Here is a 19,769-nt window from a genome sequence, read left to right on the forward strand (position 1 = left end):
CGATCACAGGAGCCTGATGTGGCCAAGCCGCTACGCTTTCGCCGATACGGACGTCGTTTGGGCATTACGCTGCTTTTCGCAGTGGCGATCACCGGGCTCTGGCAGTATCAGGAGCGCCAGTACCGCGACGACTATACCTGGATGGGCGTGCCCGGCTGGGATGAGCTGACGCCGACCAGCGTCCACCGCGTGCTGCGTAACGACGGCTATCTGGTGGGCTGGTCGGACGTGCGCATCGGTGCGCTGTGGGTAAGCTATCAGGTGCACGCCGTACGCGACCGCCGCATCGGCTCGCGCCCGGGCTTTACCAGAGACTGGCGTACGCTATGGCCGATTGCCCCGGACAGCTATTTCGGCAGCGGGTACGACCGGGGTCATCTGGCGCCCAACTACGCCATTGCCGCGGTACACGGCCGCGATGCCCAGGTCGACACCTTCCGCATGAGCAACATGCTGCCTCAGAAGCCGGCGCTCAATCGCCAGCTCTGGCAGCGCCTGGAAGAGGCGATCATGGATCATTTTGCCCCGCGCTTTACGCGTTTGCAGATCGTGACCGGGCCGGTGTATCCGCCGTCTTTTATGGAGAATGTCTTCAACCGCGTAGGGCTTGTCGAAGTGCCCGCGGCGTTTTACAAGATTATCGTCGCCCCGGACGCTGCCGACCCGAAAGCGCTGGCGTTTATCATGCCGCAAAACGTCAAGGGCAACGAGCCGCTGGACGACTACCTGGTCAGTATCGACGAAATCGAGGCGCGAACCGGGCTGGATTTTTTCCCCGACTTGCCCGTGGACATGGAAGACCGCCTGGAAGGGCAGACGCGAACCGAGGGCTGGGCGCTGGACGCGGTGGCAAACAAGCCCGGGCGTTTTCAGTAGCAGTCGCCCAACCAGAACAGACAAAAGGATAGAACGAAACAGAACAGGAGAAAAGCAGGACAGAGAGAAGTTAGTACAGAGAGAAATGAGTACAGAGGAAGGGCAGTGCAGAGAAAAATCAGTATGGGCAAGAAAAACACTGCAGGAGAAAGCAGGAAAAGATGCGCGGGCTGCCACCGTTGCGGTGGTGCCCGGGAGAGGACTTGAACCTCCACGTCCTTACGGACACTAGCACCTGAAGCTAGCGCGTCTACCCATTCCGCCACCCGGGCGCATCGTTGTTTTGCGTACTTGCCGTGTCGGTTATATTCGCGTGGTGCCCAGGAGAGGACTTGAACCTCCACGTCCTTACGGACACTAGCACCTGAAGCTAGCGCGTCTACCCATTCCGCCACCTGGGCGAATATAACCTTGTGCACCCGTTCATGTCTCGCAGCACGATCACGCTTTGCGCGACGATCTGCCTTGATCCATGAAATGGTGCCCGGGAGAGGACTTGAACCTCCACGTCCATACGGACACTAGCACCTGAAGCTAGCGCGTCTACCAATTCCGCCACCCGGGCAAGTGGCGCGTATGATACCGCCGTGATGATAAAACGCAAGCTTTTTTTATCGGCCGCCGGCGCTGCCCGCCCCGCACCGCTTGGCCGCGGGCCAGTGCCGGCGGCCTGTGTAGCCGGCTGCGGGTATTTGGCGGTTGGGTGATAGCGCGCGCAACGCTATACTGCCCGCATGATGAAAAGCACATTCCCCGAAAGAGCGCCCTTTTGTATCAGCGCCGCCGGCGCTGCATTTTACTGCTCGCCGCGCTCTGCGCCTGCCAGGCATGACCGCCTGCCACGCACGTCATCAAGGATGCCTACCGCATGAAAGAATGGACGTTACGCGATGATCCGCACGCCCGTCGCGAAGCCCACAAGTATTCCAATCCGGCGCCCAGCCGAGAGTATCTGCTGGCGGCGCTGGAAGCCTACGGCAAGCCGATCACCCACGAGAACATGAGCCGCATGCTGGGCCTGGACGATGACGAGCTTCAGGAGGCCGTGCGCCGCCGTCTGGCCGCCATGGAGCGCGACGGCCAGGTGCTGCGCAACCGCGGCGGCGCCTACGCGCTGATTGACAAGCTCGACCTGATCAAAGGCAAAATCATCGGCCACCGCGAGGGGTTCGGTTTTTTACAGCGCGACGACGGCAAAAAGCCTGACCTGGTGCTGCAGCCCCGGCAGATGCGCCGCGTCTTCCACGGCGACTACGTGCTGGTGCGTATCAGCGGCCGCGACCGGCGCGGGCGTGACGAAGCCACGATTGTCGACGTGCTGGCGCGCAACACCCAGACCCTGGTCGGCGTGTATCGGCGCAACACTCCTGAATTCGGCGTGATGATTCCGGAAAACCCGCGCATTACCCAGGAAGTCATCGTGCCGCACAGCGCCTGCGCCGGCGCTCAGGACGGTCAGGTTGTGTCGGTCAACATTACCCAGCAGCCGGCGACGCGAGTGCAGCCGGTAGGTGAGGTGGCCGAAGTGCTGGGCGAGCGCATGGACCCGGGCATGGAAATCGACATTGCCATCCGCAGCTACGAGATTCCCGCCGAGTTTCCGCCCGAGGTGATCGATCAGATCGCCTCGATTCCTGCCGAGGTCGAAGAAGACGACAAGCGCCACCGCATCGACATGCGTGACGTGCCGCTGGTGACCATCGACGACGAAACCGCCAAGGACTTCGACGATGCCGTCTATGCCCGGCCGGCCGAAGGCGGCGAGTGGAAGCTGATGGTGGCGATTGCCGACGTTTCACACTACGTGCGCCCGGGGACGCCGCTGGACGACGAAGGCCGCCGGCGGGGCAACTCGGTGTACTTCCCCGGCCAGGTGGTCCCCATGCTGCCGGAGCTTTTGTCCAACGGGCTTTGCTCGCTGAATCCGAAAGTCGACCGGCTGGTGCTGGTCTGCGAGATGACCATCACCGCCGCCGGCGAAGTGAAGGACTACCGCTTTTACGAAGCAGTAATGAACTCCCACGCCCGGCTGACCTATAACAAGGTGGCCGCGATTCTCGATGAAGACAGCGAAGACGGCGCGGCCCTGCGCGAGGAGTATCGCGATCTGGTCACGCCGTTAAAGCAGCTCCACGGGCTGTACCGTGTGCTGCGCCAGGCCCGTGAGGCCCGCGGCGCCATCGAGTTTGACACCACCGAAACGGCGATCGTGTTCAACGACGAGCGCAAGATTGAAAAGATCGTGCCGCGCAGCCGCAACGACGCCCACAAGATGATCGAAGAGTGCATGCTGGCGGCCAACGTGGCCACCGCGCGCTTTCTTGATACCCATGATCTGCCGGCGCTTTATCGCATTCACGAAAAACCCTCGGCCGAGCGGCTGGAAAAGCTGCGCCTGTTTCTCAGCGAGCTGGGGCTGACCCTGCCCAACGGCGACGACCCCACGCCCCAGGACTTTCAGGCGCTGCGGGAAAGCATCGCCGACCGGCCGGACGCCGACGTTATTCAAACGGTAATGCTGCGTTCAATGAACCAGGCGGTGTATTCGCCCCAGAACGAAGGCCACTTTGGTCTGGCTTACGACGCCTATGCGCATTTCACCTCACCGATCCGCCGCTATCCGGATCTGCTGGTGCATCGCGCCATCCGCTCGGTGATTCGCGGGCCGCGCAAGACTGATACGGTGCTGCGCGCCGAGGGCGCACCGGTCGAGCCGCCAAGCCAGTGGAGCCCCTACACGTTTGAGCAGATGCTGGAATTCGGCGAGCACTGCTCGATGACCGAGCGCCGCGCCGATGACGCCACACGCGACGTGGAAAGCTGGCTCAAGTGCGAGTTCATGTCCGACAAGCTGGGGGAAACCTTCGACGGTAGCGTGGCGGCGGTGACGCAGTTTGGCCTGTTCGTGCGGCTGGACGCGTTTTTCGTTGAGGGGCTTTTGCACATCAGCTCGCTGCCGTCGGACTACTACCACTACGAAGCCGAAAAGCACCGCCTCAAAGGCGAGCGTACCGGTACCACCTACCGGCTGGGCGATGGCGTCACCGTGCAGGTGGCAAGAGTGGACATGGACGATCGCAAGATCGACTTCATCCTGGCCGATGAACGCCCGCCGCGGCCGCAGCGCCCGTCGCGCCGTCGGCGTACCGGCTCGGGCGGCAAGGGTGATGCATCGTGAGTGCTCACGGCTCTGCGCATCGTCGGGGACCGCGCCCGCCGGAAGGGCTGGATCACGTCTTTGGCGTGCACGCCCTGGAAAGCCTGCTGGAGCGGGGCGAAGCGCCCCGGGCGCTGTGGGTGCAGCAAGGAGCCGCTAAGCGATTGCAGACGATCATCCGCCGGGCCCGGGACGGCGGTGCCGTGGTCAAGGAACACCCGCGGGAGGCGCTCGATCAGCTGACTCGCGGCGCCGCTCACCAGGGCGTGGTGGCGTTCTGCCCGCCGCTGGTGGCGGAAAGCGAGGCCTCACTGATGCTCAAGCTCAAGGCCTGGCCCCACGACACGCCGCCGCTTTTGCTGGTGCTTGACGGCGTGACCGACGTGCACAACTTCGGCGCCTGCCTGCGCAGCGCCGATGCCGCCGGCGCCCACGGCGTGATCGTGGCCAAGGACAAGGCCGCGCCGCTGAACGCCACGGTGCGCAAGGTCGCCTGCGGCGCGGCGGAGAGCGTGCCGGTGTATCAGGTGACGAACCTGGCGCGCACGCTGGGTGCCTTGAAAGATGCCGGGGTGTGGATTACCGGCACCGCCGGCGAAGCCGACCATAGCGTCTATGATATCGATTTCAGCGGCCCGGTGGCGCTGGTGATGGGCGCTGAGGGCAAGGGCATGCGAAGGCTCACCCGAAACGCCTGCGACTACCTGGCCAAACTGCCCATGGCCGGCGAGGTTTCCAGCCTCAACGTCTCTGTTGCCACCGGCATCTGCCTTTTCGAGGCGCTGCGCCAGCGTCGGCTTGCAAGTTAGCCGGCGCTTCCATAGAATGCCTGCGCCCGCTTTTTACCGGCGGGCATTTTTATCCGTTCTGCTTGATGCCCGGCAGCGCACCCGCGCGTCCGGCGCATTGTAGTATGACTCCTTGCTTCCTTGCGGCCGCGTGCCCAACGGAAGCTGCCAAACCGCAAGGAGATTCCATGCGTCATTATGAAATCGTGTTCATGGTCCACCCGGACCAGAGCGAGCAGGTGCCGGCCATGGTCGAGCGCTACACCGGCATTGTCACCGACAACGGCGGCACCGTGCATCGCCTGGAAGACTGGGGCCGCCGCCACATGGCATACCCGATCAACAAGATCCACAAGGCCCACTACGTGCTGATGAACGTCGAGTGCGAAGGCGAGACGCTTGAAGAGATCGAAAACATCTTCCGTTTCAACGATGCGATCATCCGCAGCCTGGTCATGCGCTGCAAGGAAGCCATCACCGAAGCCTCGCCGATGATGAAGCCGGTGGAAGAAAAGCGTCAGCGTCGCGACGACAAGCCGCGTGATGACAAGCCGCGCAGCGAGTCTGCGTAACGCCGCTTGCTGTTTTACGCCCTGCGCTTTATCTACTGCACGTATTAAGGAGCTGTTCCATGGCACGTTTTTTCCGTCGCCGCAAGTTTTGCCGCTTTACCGCTGAAGGCGTCAAGCAGATCGACTACAAGGATCTGGACACGCTGAAGGCTTACATCACCGAAACCGGCAAGATCGTTCCCAGCCGTATCACCGGCACCAAGGCACGCTACCAGCGTCAGCTGGCCGGCGCCGTCAAGCGCGCGCGCTACCTGGCCCTGCTGCCCTACACCGATAGCCACCAGTAAGCCGCCAACGCCATGCTGGCTTTTGCCCGTTGGCTGATGCAGCGCCCGAGCTACGCCGTGGGCGCTACGCTGCTGGCCTCGCTCATACCCTGGCTTTTTTGGCTGGGTGCGGCTATTGCCGCGCTGGTCACCTTGCGCAAGGGTGCTGCAGCCGCGCTGCCGGTTATCCTGGCCGCGGCCATTCCCGCCGGCTGGTGGTGGACCCAGGGCGACGTAGTGCCCCTGGCAAGCGTACTGCTGGCCACGCTGATGGGCGTGGTTCTGCGCGAGCGCATGCGCTGGAGCGAAGCGCTGCTGGCCGGCACCCTGGCCTGCGCTGCCATGATTGAGCTGGGCATTTTTCGCCCGCCGGGCGGCACCGAAGCCATGCTCGCACAGCTGCGCCAGAGCTCGGCCGAGTTCGACCGCATGGTCACCGAGCTTGGCCGCACCGGCTACGACACCACGCTGCTGGCCGACCTGGTCGTCAGCGGGGTAACCGGGCTTGTGATTTTGCTGCTGGCCGTTGCCTGCCTGGCGATCGGGCGCAGCTGGCAGGCCGGGCTTTATAACCCCGGCGGCTTTCGCCGGGAGTTTCACGCCCTGCGCCTGGCCCCGCGTGAGCTCGCCCTGCTGGCAGGGCTTGGCGCTATCAGCATGCTGTTCGGCATGGCCGGGTTTGCGCTGGTGGGCTGGGTGCCGCTGCTGATTGCCGGCGTGGCGCTGGTACACGGAATTATTGGATTAAAGGAGATGAACGGGCTGTGGCTCGGCGCATTTTACCTGCTGCTGATTACCACCTGGCCCATGATTCTCATTGTGCTGCTGTCAGGGCTGATTGATTCGTTCGCCAACGTTCGCGCACGCCTTGCCCGCAGCAACGGACAGTAGCAACTGACAAGAGGTTTACGAGATGGAAGTCATTCTGCTCGACAAGATTGGCAAGCTGGGCGGCCTGGGTGATCAGGTCACCGTCAAGCCCGGTTACGGACGCAACTACCTGATTCCCTACGGCCACGCCGTACCGGCCACCAAGGACAACATTGCCGCGTTTGAAGCCCAGCGCGCCGAGCTCGAAGCGCAGGCCGCCGAGCGCCGCGCCGAGGCCGAAGCTCGCGCCGAGCAGCTCAACGAGATTGAGCTTTCGCTGGTGTCCAAGGCCGGCGAAGAGGGCAAGCTGTTTGGCTCCATCGGTCCGCGGGATCTGGCCGACGCCATTTCCTCTGCCGGCATCGACGTGGCCAAGCGCGAAGTGCGCATGCCGGAAGGGCCGCTGCGCCAAACCGGCGAGTACGACATCACGCTGCACCTGCACGCGGAAGTCGACGCCGTGGTGCGCATTATCGTCGTGGGTGAATAAGCCATGACCGCATAAACGCCGCCGCGCCCCGAGGGCGGCGGCGCTATGTACGACGCGCAGAAGGGCGCGGGGAAACTCCCCGCGCCCTTTGTGTTCCCGGCCGCCGGCCGGATGTCGTATGCTTTCGCTGATTTTTTCGTTGACCGTGCTGCCAAGGAGCCTTGCCATGCCGGACACCACGCATGAGGCGCTGCCCGTGGATCAGCAGACCGCCGCGCTGAAGCTGCCGCCTCACTCGCTGGAGGCGGAGCAGTCGGTGCTGGGCGGGCTGATGCTGGATAATCCGGCCTGGGATCACGTTGCCGATCATCTGGCGGCGGATGATTTCTATCGCTACGAGCATCGGCTGATTTTCAACGTCATGGCGCACCTGGCCGAGGCCGGCCAGCCGCTGGACGTGGTGACGCTCTCTGAGGCGCTGGAAGCCCGGGACCAGCTCGATACCGTGGGCGGGCTTGCGTTTCTCGCCGAGCTTGCGCGCAACACCCCGTCGGCCAGCAACATCCGCGCCTACGCCGAGATCGTGCGCGAGCGCGCCACGCTGAGAAAGCTGATCCGCGCGGCCAACCAGATTGCCGACGGCGCCTTTGCCTCCCAGGGGCGCCCGGCGGATGAACTGCTCAACGAGGCCGAACGGCTGGTGTTCCAGATTGCCGAGGAGCGCCCCAAGGCCGGTGGCCCCATCGGCATGAGCGAGCTTTTGACCAAGGCCGTGGATCGTATCGACGAGCTTTTTAACCTCAAGGGGGAAATGACCGGGCTGCCCTCGGGGTTTCGTGACCTCGACGAGATGACCACCGGGCTGCAGCCGTCGGATCTGGTGATCATCGCCGGCCGGCCTTCCATGGGCAAAACCTCCTTTGCGATGAATATGGTCGAGCACGCAGTCATTTCCAGCGACAAGCCGGTCATGGTGTTTTCCATGGAGATGCCTGCGGAATCGCTGATGCTGCGCATGCTGTCGTCGCTTGGGCGCATTGACCAGACCCGTGTGCGTACCGGCCAGCTTGAAGACGAGGACTGGCCGCGGCTGACCTCGGCGGTCAATATCCTCAAGGACAAGCAGCTTTTTATCGACGATACCGCCGCACTTTCGCCCAACGAGATGCGCTCGCGCATTCGCCGGGTGGTGCGCGAGCACGGCAACGTAGCGCTGATCATGATCGACTATCTGCAGCTGATGCAGATTCCCGGTTTTTCCGAGAACCGCACCGGGGAAATTTCGGAAATTTCCCGCTCGCTCAAGGGGCTGGCCAAGGAGTTCGGCTGCCCGGTGGTGGCGCTTTCCCAGCTCAACCGCTCGCTGGAGCAGCGGCCCAACAAGCGCCCGGTGATGTCGGATCTGCGCGAGTCCGGTGCCATCGAGCAGGACGCCGACGTTATCGCCTTTGTGTACCGCGATGAGGTTTACAATCCCGACAACCCCGATAACCAGGGGCTGGCCGAGCTGATTATCGGCAAGCAGCGTAACGGGCCCATCGGCACTGTGCATATGGCGTTTATCGGCAAGTACACCCGCTTTGAAGACCTGGCGCCGGACAGCTACGGCGAAACCTTTGGCGAGTAGCGCGCCGGCGCAGATTGGCTTGTGCCGGCGCGCTTGAGACTCGCCGGCGAGCACGTATAATGCCCGGCCCGTTGCACAAAGCGCCGGTATCCGGCTCACATATCACAAAGAGGAAACACGATGGCAGGTGGTTTTCGCCGAGGTAAACGTACGCCCAAACTGCAGGCGCGTGGAGAGCTTCAGGCCGTGGAGCGCGAAGGGCCGTTCAAGGAGTGGCTGGGTATGCCCGATCTGTACCGCTATGCGCTGAAGGTGGACGGAGAGGCCTACAGCTATCAGACCGAAGATGCCGAGCTGCCCGTGGCCATCGGTGATCGGGTGGTGTTTCGCTACAAGGAAACCAAGGCCGGCAACTGGATTGACCGCAACTCTCTAGGCAAGGCCATTGATCCGTCTGAATACCAGTGACGGGTTGCAGGGGCGCTTTTGCATTTTTGCATAGCGCCGTTTTGCCAGCGGGCTTTTGTTAAGAGTGGCTTTGTGAAGACAATCTTTTCGAGACCGGTTTCATCAAAAACTATTTGATCAATAGTTATACAACGCGTTTTTCGGGCACAAGGACGTACCGCGCTGTGCGGTAAAAGTGCTATCATCCGGGCTTATGACAACGCCGGATTCAGGAGAGACGCATGAGCACCACGATAGCCAAGGATCAGCCGGGTGAGGGCCGCCTGGCTCACGCCGACAGCGACCACCCGCCCATTGCACCGGCAAAGGTCGGTGTTGTGCTGGCCAACCTCGGCACCCCGGACAATACCGACTACTGGTCCATGCGCCGCTACCTGGGCGAGTTTCTCTCTGATCGGCGCGTGGTCGACTACGCCCGCTGGAAGTGGCAGCCGATCCTGCAGCTGATCATTCTCACCCGGCGGCCTTTCGCTTCCGGTCAGGCCTACAAGGGCATTTGGAATACCGAACTTGACGAAAGTCCGCTGCTCACCATTACCCGGGCGCAGACGGAAAAGTTCGCCCAGCGTATGCAAGCCCTTTACGGCGACGACGTGGAAGTCGATTTCTGCATGCGCTACGGCAACCCGTCTACCGAAAGCGTGCTCAACCGCATGGCGGAGAAGGGCTGCAAGCGCATCGTGTTCTTCCCGCTGTACCCGCAGTACGGCTCGCCCACCACGGCCACGGCCAACGACCAGGCGTTTCGCACGCTGATGAAGATGAAATGGCAGCCGGCCATTCGCACGGTGCCGGCCTATTTTGATCATCCGGGCTATGTGCGCGCTCTGGCGGCGTCGGTGGTGGACGGCTGCGCCGGGCTTGACTCGGCGCCGAGCAAGCTGGTGGCAAGCTATCACGGCGTGCCCGAGCGCTACCTGCTGGAAGGCGACCCCTACCACTGCCAGTGCCAGAAAACCACGCGCCTGCTGCGCGAGCAGCTGGGCTGGGAAAAAGGCGATATCGACACGGCCTTTCAGTCCCAGTTTGGCCCGGAGAAGTGGGTGGGGCCGGCAACGGTAGACCACGTCGCTGAGCTGGCGAAACAGGGGCACAAGCATATTGCGGTGATTTCCCCGGCGTTTTCCGCCGACTGCGTGGAAACTCTGGAAGAAATAAAAGAAGAGATCCACGACAGCTTCATGGCCGCCGGCGGCGAGACCTTTACCTACATTCCCTGCCTGAACGACCGCGACGATCATATCGACGCGCTGGTCGATATCGCCAACAACGAGCTTGGCGGCTGGCTGCGCTAACCCCGTCACGGCGCATGTACCTGCCCGCTCTTGCCTCGCCCTCCGCCAGCGCCGCCGTACCCGTCGAGGGTTGCGGCGGCGCTGCACCGTGATTTCCCCGCGACGCGTCTCTTTTGTGTACATTCATTGTACGACGTGTTTTTATTGTCGAATTATTGATATCCAGCGAGCGAGCCATGCAGCGCAAAGCCGACCTGCCGCACAAACGCTGCGCCTGCTGCCAGCGCCCCTTTGCCTGGCGCAAGAAATGGGCGCGCTGCTGGGACGAGGTGCGCTACTGCAGTGAACGCTGCCGCCGCCAGGCACGGGCCGCTCGCCGCCACCGGGAGACGCCGCTATGTCCCAGACCGTGACCGACATCATCTGGCTCAACAATGATCTGCGCGTAGCGGATAATCCGCTGCTGCGCTTTGCCTCGCCGCCCGAGGCCATGCTGGTGGTGTATGTGCTGGACGGTCGCGAACTGGACGCTTGGCACCGCGAGGAAAGCGGAATGCGCCTGGGGCCTGCTCGGCTGACGTTTATCTGGCAAAGTCTGATGGCGCTGCGCGGCGAGCTGCTGCGGCTGGGCAGCGATCTGCTGGTAAAAATCGGCACGCCGGCCGATGAGCTCGCCGCGCTGTGCAACACGCTACGCCCGCGCCGGGTTCGAGTAAGCCGCCAACCCTGCTGCGATGAAGCGGCTCAGATCGATGCGCTACGATCAAAACTGCCGGCCGGCACCGCGCTTGAGGTGGTTGCAGGCAACACCCTGGTTGATACCGCCGCCCTGCCGTTTGCCCTGGACGCGCTGCCGAGCACCTTTTCGGCGTTTCGCCGCCGCGTGGAAAAAGACGCCGAAATTCCCCCGGCCTTGCCCGCGCCGGTGACGCTGCCGCCCTGGCCGGATGACGCATCGCGCGGCTTTCCGCCGCTTGCCCGGCTGAGCCGGCAAAGCGCCGCCTGGCAGCCCGACCCGCGCGGGCAGTTTGACTACGTCGGCGGCGAAGCGGCCGGGCACAAGCGCCTGGAGGCGTATCTGTGGCAAACCGGCGCGTCGCCTGCGCCTTCGGGGCCGGCGCACTATAAACAGACGCGCAACGGCCTTGCAGGGCCGGATTTTTCCACCCGCCTGTCGGCCTGGCTGGCCCGGGGGTGTCTGTCGCCGCGCCAAGTGCATCAGGCCGTCAAACGCTGGGAGGCGCGCCACGGCGCGTGCGAATCCAGCTACTGGATCACCTTCGAGCTGTGGTGGAGAGACTACTTTCACCACGCCGCGGCCCTCGACGGCAGCGGGCTTTTTGGCCGCCGCGAGCTGCCCCCGCTCAGCGATGCCTTCTGCGCCTGGCGCGACGGGCGCACCGGCATTCCCTTTATCGATGCGGCCATGGTCGAGCTTGCCGCTACCGGCTTTCTTTCCAACCGCGCCCGGCAGAACGTCGCAAGCTATTTGGTCAAGGATCTGGGCGTGGACTGGCGGCTGGGCGCGGCCTGGTTCGAGCACTGCCTTGTCGACTTTGACGCGCCGAGCAACTGGGGAAACTGGCGCTACGTCGGCGGCACCGGCCGCGATCCGCGTCGCGACCGCTACTTCAACGTGCTCAAACAGGCCGAGCGCTACGACCCCGACGGGCATTACGTGGCCCGCTGGCTGCCCGAACTGGCGGCGCTGCCCGCCGCCTTGCGTCACCGCCCGTGGCGCCACGCGCCGGAGCGCTTTGCCCCGCCCCGGGTCACTCCGCCCGCCTGACGGGCAGGCGCCGGGGCTGGCGTTGGCCGCGTTTATAAGGGACCATCGCTTCTTTGCCCGCGACAACTGAGGAGCGCCATGTTGCCTTTTATCCCCGGTGTGCTGTCTGCTCGATCAGGTCTTGCCCGCGCCTCGCTGCTGGGCGTACTGCTGGCGGCCGGTAGCGTTCAGGCCGAAAGCGCGCTGATGCAGGAAGTCGATAGCCGCTCGGCGCCCGAGGCCAGCGAGCAGCGCGCCGGCTTCGTCGACTGGCTGGGCGCGTTTCGTCGCCGCGCCGCAGGTCAGGGCATCAGCGAGCGCACCCTTGAGCGAGCGCTGGACGGCGTGCGCTACCGCCCCGAGGTTATCGAAAACGACCGCTACCAGCCGGAATTCGTGCGCCCGATATGGCAGTACCTCGACACCGCCGTTTCCAGCGCCCGGGTGAACACCGGCCGGGAAAAGCTTGCCGCCCACCGGGCTACCGCCCGGGCCATGCAAAAGCGCTACGGCGTGCCGGCCGAGGTGATCGTGGCGATCTGGGGCATCGAGAGCAACTACGGCCGCCATTTCGGCGACTATTCCACGCTGGACGCTTTTGCCACCCTGGCGTTTGACGGCCGCCGGCGCGACTTTGCCCGCCAGGAGCTTTTGGCCGCGCTCAAGATCATCGATGCCGGGGACATTGCCGCCGACGACATGGTGGGCTCCTGGGCCGGGGCCATGGGCCATACCCAGTTCATCCCCTCCAGCTTTCGCGCCTACGCGGTAGACGGCGACGGCGACGGCCGCCGGGATATCTGGGGCAGCATCCCTGACGTTATGGCCTCCACGGCCAACTACCTCAAGCGCGCCGGTTGGCAGCCGGGCCAGCCCTGGGGCACCGAGGTGCGCCTGCCGGAAGACTTTGACTACGCCCAGACCGGGCAGCTGAGCACGGCCCAGTGGCGCCGGCGGGGCGTGCGCGCCGTCGACGGCGCCACGCTGCCCGAGTTTGCCGAGGCCAAAATCATCGTGCCCGCGGGGGCCGAAGGCCCGGCGTTTCTTACCGGCCCCAATTTTCGCAGCATCCTGCGCTACAACAACGCCACCAGCTACGCGCTGGCCGTGGCCAAGCTAAGCGATGCCGTTGCCGGGCGCAGAGGCATCGTCAACGCCTGGCCCCGGGAGCAGGCGCCGCTGACCCGGGACGACGTAACTCGGCTGCAGCGGCTGCTGAACCGGGCCGGCTATGAGGTAGGCGGCGCCGACGGCATCATGGGGCCCAATACCCGCAAGGGGCTGCGCGCCTTTCAGCGCGATCAGGGCCTGACGGCGGACGGCTTTGCCACCCAGGCGCTGCTCAAGCGGCTGGAAAACAGCTAACGGAGTACTGTATGACCGCATGCGTGACGCGAATGCTCGCCGGGCTGGCGGCCGGCTGCCTGCTGGCGGCCGGCGGCGCCGCTGCCGACTCGTCCGAGGTGTTGGGCTGGGTCGAAAAGGCCGAGCTCAAGCCGTGGGACATCAAGGTCAAGGCCAAGCTGGACAGCGGTGCGCTGACGTCATCCATCGACGCCCGAGACATTGCATCTTTCACCCGAGACGGCGAAGACTGGGTGCGCTTTCGTTTCCGGCTGGAAGACGAAGACACCGGCGACACCGTTACTGAAGAAGTCGAGCGCCCGCTGTATCGCACCCTGACCGTGCGCGGCGCCGGCGGGCGCGACCAGCGCCCGGTGGTGCTGCTCAAGCTGTGCATAGGCAACACCGTGTACGAAGAGCAGTTCAGCCTGCGCGATCGCAGCGCGATGAACTACCCGGTACTGCTGGGGCGGCGCACCCTTGGCCATCTTGGACACCTGGACGTAGGCCGAACCTTTACCCGGGATGCCGAATGCGGGGAAGACGCCGAGTTTGTGGCGCACAAGCCGCACGCGCAAGACGACGACTAGCCTGCAGGCCGCCTAGAACAGCCGCGACAGCAGGGCGGTCACGGCGGTTTCCACCCGTAAAATGCGCGGGCCCAGGTGCATGCCTTCGCAGCCGGCGGCAAGCAGCCGCTCGACTTCCCAGTCGATAAAGCCCCCTTCGGGCCCCACGACCAGCACCGCAGGCTCGCGCAGCCCGCGGGGGCAGGCGTTGGCCATGCCCGGATGCGCCACCAGCCCGCGGCGGGTGCTCAGCAGCCCGGGCAGCACGTCTTCGACAAAGGGGCGAAAGCCGCGGCGTAGCGTCACCTCGGGCAGTACGGTATCCCGGGCCTGCTCCAGTCCCAGCACCAGATGCCGGCGGATTTTTTCCGCCGCCAGCTCCGGCGACTGCCAGTAGCTTTTCTCCACGCGCCGGGTATGCAGCAGGGTGATGTCTTTGACTCCCAGCGCGGTGACGTGCTCCAGCGTGCGCGCCAGCATGCGCGGGCGGGGCAGGGCCAGCACCAGATGCACCGGCAGCGCCGGCGGCGGGGTCTGGGTCAGCGGCGCGCAGTGAAACGTAGCCTGCTGGTCGTTCAGCGCGGTGAGCTCGGCGCGGCCCATGGCGCCGCCGGCCACGCCTACGGTCAAATGCTGGCCGGGCGCGGCGCGGTGCACCTCGCGCAGGTGGCGCAGGCGGCGCGGATCGCGGATCGTCGCGTTGCCGTCGGCGGTGATATCCTCAGGGCTGAGTAAAATCAGGTTCATGGCGTATCGGTTGATGGGTGGGAAAAACGCCGGCAGGGGCTGGCCGGCCCGGCGCTTGGCTGTGGCATAATACGCCTCTGCAGCGCGCCTGGCGAACGCGGCACCGGCGCCCACGACGCTTTAGCTCAAGAAGGGACAGCATGAAGGTACTACTCATAGGCGGCGGTGGCCGCGAACACGCGCTGGCGTGGAAAATCGCCCAGTCGCCCTCGGTCGAGCAGGTGCTGGTGGCACCGGGTAACGCCGGCACGGCCGGCGAGCCCGGCCTGACCAACGTTGACATCGCCGTCACCGACATCGACGGGCTGGTCGCGCTCGCCCGTAGCGAGCAGGTCGGCCTGACCGTGGTCGGGCCCGAAGCGCCGCTGGTGGAAGGCGTGGTGGATCGTTTTCAGGCGGCCGGGCTTGCGATCTTCGGCCCCACCCGGGCGGCGGCCCAGCTGGAAGGCTCCAAGTCGTTTGCCAAGGATTTTCTGGCTCGCCATGCCATTCCCTCGGCGGCCTATCAGACCTTTACCGAGGTGGCCCCGGCGCTTGACTACATGCACAGGCTCGGCGCGCCCGTGGTCATCAAGGCGGACGGCCTGGCAGCCGGCAAAGGCGTGGTCGTGGCCGCCAGTGAAAGCGAAGCCGAGGCGGCCATTCGCGACATGCTGGAAGACAACGCCTTCGGCGATGCCGGCGCCCGGGTAGTGGTCGAGGCGTTTCTCGAAGGCGAAGAAGCCAGCTATATCGTCATGGTGGACGGCGAAAATATCGTGCCCATGGCCACCAGCCAGGACCACAAGCGCGCCTGCGACGGTGACACCGGCCCCAATACCGGCGGCATGGGCGCCTACTCGCCGGCGCCGGTGGTCACCCCGGAAGTGGACGCGCGCATCATGGAGCAAGTGATTGCGCCTACGGTGCGCGGCATGGCCGCCGAGGGCAACGCCTACACCGGCTTTCTCTACGCCGGGCTGATGATCGACGCGGCGGGCAACCCCAAAGTCATCGAATACAACTGCCGCTTTGGCGACCCGGAAACCCAGCCGATCATGCTGCGCCTTGAGTCCGACCTGGCCGAGCTGTGCCTGGCCGGCGCCAACGGCGCGCTTGCCGGCCGCGAGTGCCGCTGGGACAGCCGCGCCGCCGTGGGCGTGGTCATGGCCGCCGGCGGCTATCCCGGCCGCTACGCCAAAGGGGATGCGATCAGCGGCATCGACGCCGCCGAGGCCGGCGGCTGCAAGGTGTTTCAGGCCGGCACCGCAGTGGACGCTGACGGGCGCTTGCTTACCGCCGGCGGGCGCGTGCTCTGCGTTACCGCGCTGGGCGAGCGCGTGCTCGACGCCTGCGACGCCGCTTACCGGGGCGTGGCCTGCGTGCACTGGGACGGCGCACAGTACCGCCGGGATATCGCTCACCGCGCCATTGCCCGGGAAACCGAGCAGGCCGCCGGCGCCGCGCCTCGGGGCCGCTGATGTCCCGCGAGTATCCGATCATTGCCGTTACCGGCTCGTCCGGTGCCGGCACCACCACGGTGCGGCGCAGCTTTGAGCGCATGTTTCAGCGCGAAGACGTGCACGCCGCGATAGTCGACGGCGATGCCTTCCACCGCTATACCCGCGACGACCTGCACCGCATGTACTGCGCCGAGCCCGAGCGCTACGAAAAGCTGTCGCACTTTTCCGTCGAGGCCAACCTGATGGACCGGCTGGAAGCGCTGTTCGTGGAATACGGCGACGGCGGCAGCGGCCAGTACCGCCACTATATTCACGCCGAGGATAAGCAAAAGGTGGAGGCGGGCTATAAGGTCGGCACCTTCACCGAATGGCGGCCGCTGCCCAGCGGCACTGATCTGCTTTTTTACGAAGGGCTGCACGGCGGGCTGGTCACCGAAGAGTACGACATTGCCCGCCACGTGGATTTGCTGGTGGGCGTGGCCCCGGCGATGAACCTGGAATGGATCCAGAAAATCGACCGCGATACCCGGATGCGCGGCTATTCCCAGGAAGCGGTGATCGACACCATTCTCGGGCGCATGGGCGACTACGTGCGCTGCATTCAGCCGCAGTTTTCGCGCACCCACATCAACCTGCATCGCGTGCCCGCGGTGGACACCTCCAATCCCTTTGAGGTGCAGGATATTCCCACCGACGGTGAATCGTTTGTGGTCATTCGCTTTCGCGAGCACTCAAGGGTGGACTTTCCCTGGCTGCTGGCGATGATCAGTGACTCGTTCATGACCCGGCCGCACACCCTGGTGGTGCCCGGCGCGCGCCTGGCGCTGACGCTGGAGCTGATCATGGCGCCGCTGTTGCGCCAGCTTCTGGCCGAGCGGCGCTTTTACTAGCGCTGACCGTGGCGTATGCCGCGCAAAAACGCTACCGTAAGCGCAGCCGTGCGCGGCAGCGTTGCGGATTGCAAGGAGGAAAACGGATGGAATGTTTGTTCTGCAAGATGATCGAGCGGGAAGTGCCCGCCGACATCGTTTACGAAGACGAGCACGTGCTGGCGTTCAACGATATCAATCCTCAAGCGCCGACCCATGTGCTGATCATCCCCAAAAAGCACATCGCCACGCTCAACGATATCAACGAAAGCGATCTGGAAACCGTAGGGCGGCTGCAGTACGCGGCCGCGAAGCTGGCCAGGCAAAACGACTTTGCCGAAGACGGCTACCGCGTGGTGATGAACTGCAACGAGATGGGCGGCCAGACCGTCTATCACATCCACATGCACCTGCTTGGCGGGCGCGAATTCACCTGGCCGGCGGGCTAACACTTAAAGCACTGAACACAAAAAAGGCACCCTCGGGTGCCTTTTTTGATCGTACATGCTGCGCGCTGCGCTATTACGCGTCGATGCGCTTGTACTTCATGCGCTTGGGCGTGTCGCTGCCCACGCGCTTTTTGTGGTCGGCTTCGTACTCGGTGTAGTTGCCGTCGAAGAACTCCACGTGGGAATCCCCTTCAAACGCCAGAATATGCGTGGCGATGCGGTCGAGGAACCAGCGGTCGTGTGAGATCACCAGGGCACAGCCGGGGAAGGCCAAAAGCGCTTCTTCCAGCGCCCGCAGGGTCTCGATATCCAGATCGTTGGACGGTTCGTCAAGCAGCAGCACGTTGGCGCCCTGCTTGAGCGTCTGGGCCAGCTGCAGCCGCCCACGCTCGCCGCCGGAGAGCTCGTCGAGGCGCTTTTGCTGGTCGTTGCCCTTGAAGTTGAAGCGGCCCACGTAGGCCCGGGACGGCACTTCGTAGCCGTTGATGTTGAGGATATCCTGGCCGTCGGATACCGCCTCCCAAACGGTCTGCTTGTTTTCCATGTCGTCGCGCAGCTGTTCGACATAGGCGGTTTCGACGGTTTCGCCCAGCACGACCTCGCCGGCATCGGGCTTTTCGGTGCCTTCGATCAGCTTGAACATAGTGGATTTGCCCGCGCCGTTGCCGCCGACGATGCCGACAATCGCACCGGGGGGAATGGCAAAGCTCAGGTCGTCGTAGAGCAGCTTGTCGTCAAAGCGCTTGGCGACGTTGTGAAACTCGATGACCTTGTCGCCCAGGCGCGGGCCGGGCGGAATATAGATCTCGTTGGTTTCGTTGCGCTTTTGAAAATCGCCGGACTGCATCTCCTCGAAGCGGTTCAGGCGCGCCTTGCTCTTGGCCTGGCGGCCCTTGGCGTTGGAGCGCACCCACTCAAGCTCTTTCTTGATGGCCTTTTGACGCGAGGCCTCCTGCTTGGATTCCTGGGCCAGCCGCGCTTCTTTCTGCTCCAGCCACTGCGAGTAGTTGCCCTCGAAGGGAATGCCCTCGCCGCGGTCGAGCTCAAGAATCCAGCCGGCCACGTTGTCGAGGAAGTAGCGGTCGTGGGTAATCGCCACCACGGTGCCGCTGTAGTCGTGAAGAAAGCGCTCCAGCCAGGCCACGGACTCGGCGTCCAGGTGGTTGGTGGGCTCGTCGAGCAGCAGCATGTCCGGGTTGGACAGCAGCAGGCGGCACAGCGCCACCCGGCGACGCTCACCGCCGGACAGGTTGCCCACAGTGGCGTCCCAGGGCGGCAGGCGCAGCGCCTCGGCGGCGACTTCCAGCTTGCGCTCAAGGTTGTGCGCGTCGGCGGCTTCGATGATGTTTTCCAGTCGCGCCTGCTCGGAGGCCAGCGCGTCGAAGTCGGCATCCGGCTCGGCGTAGGCCATATAGACGGCCTCAAGCTCTTCCTGGGCCTTTTTGATCGCGCCGAGGGCTTCTTCTACCGTGTCGCGGACGTTGTTGTCATCATCGAGCTCCGGCTCCTGGGGCAGATAGCCGATGTTCAGACCCGGCATCGGGCGGGCTTCGCCCTCAAACTCCGTATCGACACCGGCCATGATGCGCAGCAGCGTGGACTTGCCCGCGCCGTTCAAGCCCAGAACGCCGATTTTGGCGCCGGGGAAAAACGACAGCGAAATGTCCTTGAGGATTTGCTTTTTGGGCGGCACGATCTTGCCGACCCGGTTCATGGTGAAGACGTATTGCGCCATGGATATCCGATAGGTTGGTAAACGAAAGCGTCGGCGGCCGCTGCGTGGGCTGCCCGGGCAAACGCGCCGGGCAGCGGGATTACACGCAAACAGGGCCGGATTGACAGGGCCACGATGATAGTGCCGGGCGACGGGAAAGGCCAGCGTTGCCGGCGGCTTACTCGGCGGCATTGGCGCGCTTGAGTGCTGCAAGCTCTTGCTGCGCTTCTACCCGGTCGGTCACATCCTTTTGCACGCCGATGTAATACATCAGGTTATCGGCTTCGTCGAATACCGGGGTAATCGACAGCTCGTTGTAGAACATGGTGCCGTCCTTTTTGTAGTTGCGCAGCACCTGCCGGGACGGCAGGCCCTGCTTCAAGGCGCGGCGGATGGCATCAAGCGCTTCCTGGTCGCGGTCATCGCCCTGCAGAAAGCGGCAGTCGCGATAAAGAATCTCGTCTGCGCTGTAGCCGGTCAGGCGTTCAAACCCCTTGTTGACGTAGATCAGGATGTTTTCGTCGCCTTCCTGCTCGGCCACGACAATGCCGTCTTCCGAAGCGTCAACAATGCGTTCCAGCAGCGCCGGGCTGATCAAGGGAGATCGTGTCATCAGAACTTGCGCGGGATACCCGGTA

General features: G+C 64.2%; 20 protein-coding genes and 3 tRNA genes. 17 read left to right on the plus strand and 6 right to left on the minus strand.

What is annotated here, in order from left to right; translation table 11 throughout:
- The first annotated feature begins 18 nt into the window (after positions 1-18).
- Positions 19-876: a DNA/RNA non-specific endonuclease gene (locus ACZ415_RS08510; protein WP_344701496.1), complete on the plus strand. Its 858-nt coding sequence runs from the start codon at positions 19-21 to the stop codon at positions 874-876.
- A gap of 185 nt (positions 877-1,061) precedes the next feature.
- Here ACZ415_RS08510 and ACZ415_RS08515 read toward each other — a convergent pair.
- The 3 genes from ACZ415_RS08515 to ACZ415_RS08525 form a co-directional block, all read right to left on the minus strand.
- Positions 1,062-1,148 (minus strand) — tRNA-Leu (locus tag ACZ415_RS08515).
- Between the two features lie 42 nt (positions 1,149-1,190).
- Positions 1,191-1,277, minus strand: a tRNA-Leu gene (locus ACZ415_RS08520).
- A gap of 77 nt (positions 1,278-1,354) precedes the next feature.
- Positions 1,355-1,441 (minus strand) — tRNA-Leu (locus tag ACZ415_RS08525).
- A 303-nt stretch (positions 1,442-1,744) separates the two neighbouring features.
- Between ACZ415_RS08525 and rnr the strand changes: the two genes are divergently transcribed.
- The 13 genes from rnr to rloA3 all read left to right on the plus strand — a co-directional run bounded on the left by rnr (position 1,745) and on the right by rloA3 (position 13,931).
- Positions 1,745-4,054 carry a ribonuclease R gene (gene rnr / locus ACZ415_RS08530; protein WP_344701494.1) on the plus strand — a complete coding sequence of 770 codons (2,310 nt, stop codon included), beginning with the start codon at positions 1,745-1,747 and terminating at the stop codon, positions 4,052-4,054.
- Positions 4,051-4,842, plus strand: a complete 792-nt coding sequence (gene rlmB / locus ACZ415_RS08535; RefSeq protein WP_344701492.1) for a 23S rRNA (guanosine(2251)-2'-O)-methyltransferase RlmB — start codon at positions 4,051-4,053, stop codon at positions 4,840-4,842. Before rnr ends, rlmB begins: the two co-directional genes overlap by 4 nt.
- A gap of 167 nt (positions 4,843-5,009) precedes the next feature.
- Positions 5,010-5,393, plus strand: coding sequence for a 30S ribosomal protein S6 (gene rpsF / locus ACZ415_RS08540; protein WP_344701490.1), 384 nt, complete (start codon positions 5,010-5,012; stop codon positions 5,391-5,393).
- Between the two features lie 59 nt (positions 5,394-5,452).
- Positions 5,453-5,680, plus strand: a complete 228-nt coding sequence (gene rpsR / locus ACZ415_RS08545; protein WP_179928855.1) for a 30S ribosomal protein S18 — start codon at positions 5,453-5,455, stop codon at positions 5,678-5,680.
- A gap of 12 nt (positions 5,681-5,692) precedes the next feature.
- Entirely contained in the window at positions 5,693-6,550 is an 858-nt protein-coding gene (locus tag ACZ415_RS08550; RefSeq protein ID WP_344701484.1) for a hypothetical protein, read from the plus strand.
- Positions 6,551-6,572: 22 nt separating this feature from the next.
- Positions 6,573-7,019 carry a 50S ribosomal protein L9 gene (gene rplI / locus ACZ415_RS08555; protein WP_344701482.1) on the plus strand — a complete coding sequence of 149 codons (447 nt, stop codon included), beginning with the start codon at positions 6,573-6,575 and terminating at the stop codon, positions 7,017-7,019.
- Between the two features lie 166 nt (positions 7,020-7,185).
- Entirely contained in the window at positions 7,186-8,586 is a 1,401-nt protein-coding gene (gene dnaB / locus ACZ415_RS08560) for a replicative DNA helicase (protein WP_344701480.1), read from the plus strand.
- Positions 8,587-8,706: 120 nt separating this feature from the next.
- The gene (locus ACZ415_RS08565; protein ID WP_344701478.1) at positions 8,707-8,994 is read left to right on the plus strand and encodes a hypothetical protein; all 288 of its coding nucleotides are present in this window, start codon (positions 8,707-8,709) and stop codon (positions 8,992-8,994) included.
- A gap of 221 nt (positions 8,995-9,215) precedes the next feature.
- Positions 9,216-10,289, plus strand: coding sequence for a ferrochelatase (gene hemH, locus ACZ415_RS08570; RefSeq protein ID WP_344701476.1), 1,074 nt, complete (start codon positions 9,216-9,218; stop codon positions 10,287-10,289).
- 176 nt (positions 10,290-10,465) lie between these two features.
- A complete protein-coding gene (locus ACZ415_RS08575) occupies positions 10,466-10,642 on the plus strand; it encodes a DUF2256 domain-containing protein (protein WP_344701474.1) in 177 nt (58 codons plus the stop codon).
- A complete protein-coding gene (locus ACZ415_RS08580; RefSeq protein ID WP_344701472.1) occupies positions 10,627-12,018 on the plus strand; it encodes a DASH family cryptochrome in 1,392 nt (463 codons plus the stop codon). Before ACZ415_RS08575 ends, ACZ415_RS08580 begins: the two co-directional genes overlap by 16 nt.
- 78 nt (positions 12,019-12,096) lie before the next feature.
- The gene (locus ACZ415_RS08585; RefSeq protein WP_344701470.1) at positions 12,097-13,362 is read left to right on the plus strand and encodes a lytic murein transglycosylase; all 1,266 of its coding nucleotides are present in this window, start codon (positions 12,097-12,099) and stop codon (positions 13,360-13,362) included.
- Between the two features lie 11 nt (positions 13,363-13,373).
- A complete protein-coding gene (gene rloA3 / locus ACZ415_RS08590; RefSeq protein ID WP_344701469.1) occupies positions 13,374-13,931 on the plus strand; it encodes a retropepsin-like aspartic peptidase RloA3 in 558 nt (185 codons plus the stop codon).
- Between the two features lie 12 nt (positions 13,932-13,943).
- On the opposite strand, the gene ACZ415_RS08595 is transcribed toward rloA3, so the two are convergent.
- Positions 13,944-14,657, minus strand: a complete 714-nt coding sequence (locus tag ACZ415_RS08595) for a 16S rRNA (uracil(1498)-N(3))-methyltransferase (protein WP_344701467.1) — start codon at positions 14,655-14,657, stop codon at positions 13,944-13,946.
- 140 nt (positions 14,658-14,797) lie between these two features.
- On the opposite strand from ACZ415_RS08595, the gene purD reads away from it, so the two are divergent.
- From purD to ACZ415_RS08610, 3 genes are all read left to right on the plus strand, one after another.
- The gene (gene purD, locus ACZ415_RS08600; protein ID WP_344701465.1) at positions 14,798-16,117 is read left to right on the plus strand and encodes a phosphoribosylamine--glycine ligase; all 1,320 of its coding nucleotides are present in this window, start codon (positions 14,798-14,800) and stop codon (positions 16,115-16,117) included.
- Positions 16,117-16,989 (plus strand): phosphoribulokinase, encoded by an 873-nt coding sequence (locus ACZ415_RS08605; protein WP_344701463.1) that lies wholly within the window; start codon positions 16,117-16,119, stop codon positions 16,987-16,989. Before purD ends, ACZ415_RS08605 begins: the two co-directional genes overlap by 1 nt.
- Positions 16,990-17,075: 86 nt before the next feature.
- On the plus strand, positions 17,076-17,417 hold the full coding sequence (locus ACZ415_RS08610; protein WP_344701461.1) for a histidine triad nucleotide-binding protein: 342 nt from the start codon (positions 17,076-17,078) through the stop codon (positions 17,415-17,417).
- 73 nt (positions 17,418-17,490) lie between these two features.
- Here the strand turns inward: ACZ415_RS08610 and ettA are convergent, their stop codons facing one another.
- Together ettA and ACZ415_RS08620 are read right to left on the minus strand one after the other, a co-directional pair.
- A complete protein-coding gene (gene ettA / locus ACZ415_RS08615) occupies positions 17,491-19,152 on the minus strand; it encodes an energy-dependent translational throttle protein EttA (RefSeq protein ID WP_344701459.1) in 1,662 nt (553 codons plus the stop codon).
- 157 nt (positions 19,153-19,309) lie between these two features.
- Entirely contained in the window at positions 19,310-19,744 is a 435-nt protein-coding gene (locus tag ACZ415_RS08620) for a PAS domain S-box protein (RefSeq protein ID WP_344701456.1), read from the minus strand.
- Positions 19,745-19,769 lie beyond the last annotated feature (25 nt).

The organism is Halomonas cibimaris (genome assembly GCF_055379665.1).

Excerpts from the sequence above, each read along its gene's own strand:
- rnr (WP_344701494.1), top strand. The coding sequence starts at position 1,745 with ATGAAAGAATGGACGTTACGCGATGATCCGCACGCCCGTCGCGAAGCC.
- rpsF (WP_344701490.1), top strand. The coding sequence starts at position 5,010 with ATGCGTCATTATGAAATCGTGTTCATGGTCCACCCGGACCAGAGCGAG.
- rpsR (WP_179928855.1), top strand. The coding sequence starts at position 5,453 with ATGGCACGTTTTTTCCGTCGCCGCAAGTTTTGCCGCTTTACCGCTGAA.
- ACZ415_RS08550 (WP_344701484.1), top strand. The coding sequence starts at position 5,693 with ATGCTGGCTTTTGCCCGTTGGCTGATGCAGCGCCCGAGCTACGCCGTG.
- rplI (WP_344701482.1), top strand. The coding sequence starts at position 6,573 with ATGGAAGTCATTCTGCTCGACAAGATTGGCAAGCTGGGCGGCCTGGGT.
- dnaB (WP_344701480.1), top strand. The coding sequence starts at position 7,186 with ATGCCGGACACCACGCATGAGGCGCTGCCCGTGGATCAGCAGACCGCC.
- ACZ415_RS08565 (WP_344701478.1), top strand. The coding sequence starts at position 8,707 with ATGGCAGGTGGTTTTCGCCGAGGTAAACGTACGCCCAAACTGCAGGCG.
- hemH (WP_344701476.1), top strand. The coding sequence starts at position 9,216 with ATGAGCACCACGATAGCCAAGGATCAGCCGGGTGAGGGCCGCCTGGCT.
- ACZ415_RS08575 (WP_344701474.1), top strand. The coding sequence starts at position 10,466 with ATGCAGCGCAAAGCCGACCTGCCGCACAAACGCTGCGCCTGCTGCCAG.
- ACZ415_RS08580 (WP_344701472.1), top strand. The coding sequence starts at position 10,627 with ATGTCCCAGACCGTGACCGACATCATCTGGCTCAACAATGATCTGCGC.
- ACZ415_RS08585 (WP_344701470.1), top strand. The coding sequence starts at position 12,097 with ATGTTGCCTTTTATCCCCGGTGTGCTGTCTGCTCGATCAGGTCTTGCC.
- rloA3 (WP_344701469.1), top strand. The coding sequence starts at position 13,374 with ATGACCGCATGCGTGACGCGAATGCTCGCCGGGCTGGCGGCCGGCTGC.
- ACZ415_RS08595 (WP_344701467.1), bottom strand. The coding sequence starts at position 14,657 with ATGAACCTGATTTTACTCAGCCCTGAGGATATCACCGCCGACGGCAAC.
- purD (WP_344701465.1), top strand. The coding sequence starts at position 14,798 with ATGAAGGTACTACTCATAGGCGGCGGTGGCCGCGAACACGCGCTGGCG.
- ACZ415_RS08605 (WP_344701463.1), top strand. The coding sequence starts at position 16,117 with ATGTCCCGCGAGTATCCGATCATTGCCGTTACCGGCTCGTCCGGTGCC.
- ACZ415_RS08610 (WP_344701461.1), top strand. The coding sequence starts at position 17,076 with ATGGAATGTTTGTTCTGCAAGATGATCGAGCGGGAAGTGCCCGCCGAC.
- ettA (WP_344701459.1), bottom strand. The coding sequence starts at position 19,152 with ATGGCGCAATACGTCTTCACCATGAACCGGGTCGGCAAGATCGTGCCG.
- ACZ415_RS08620 (WP_344701456.1), bottom strand. The coding sequence starts at position 19,744 with ATGACACGATCTCCCTTGATCAGCCCGGCGCTGCTGGAACGCATTGTT.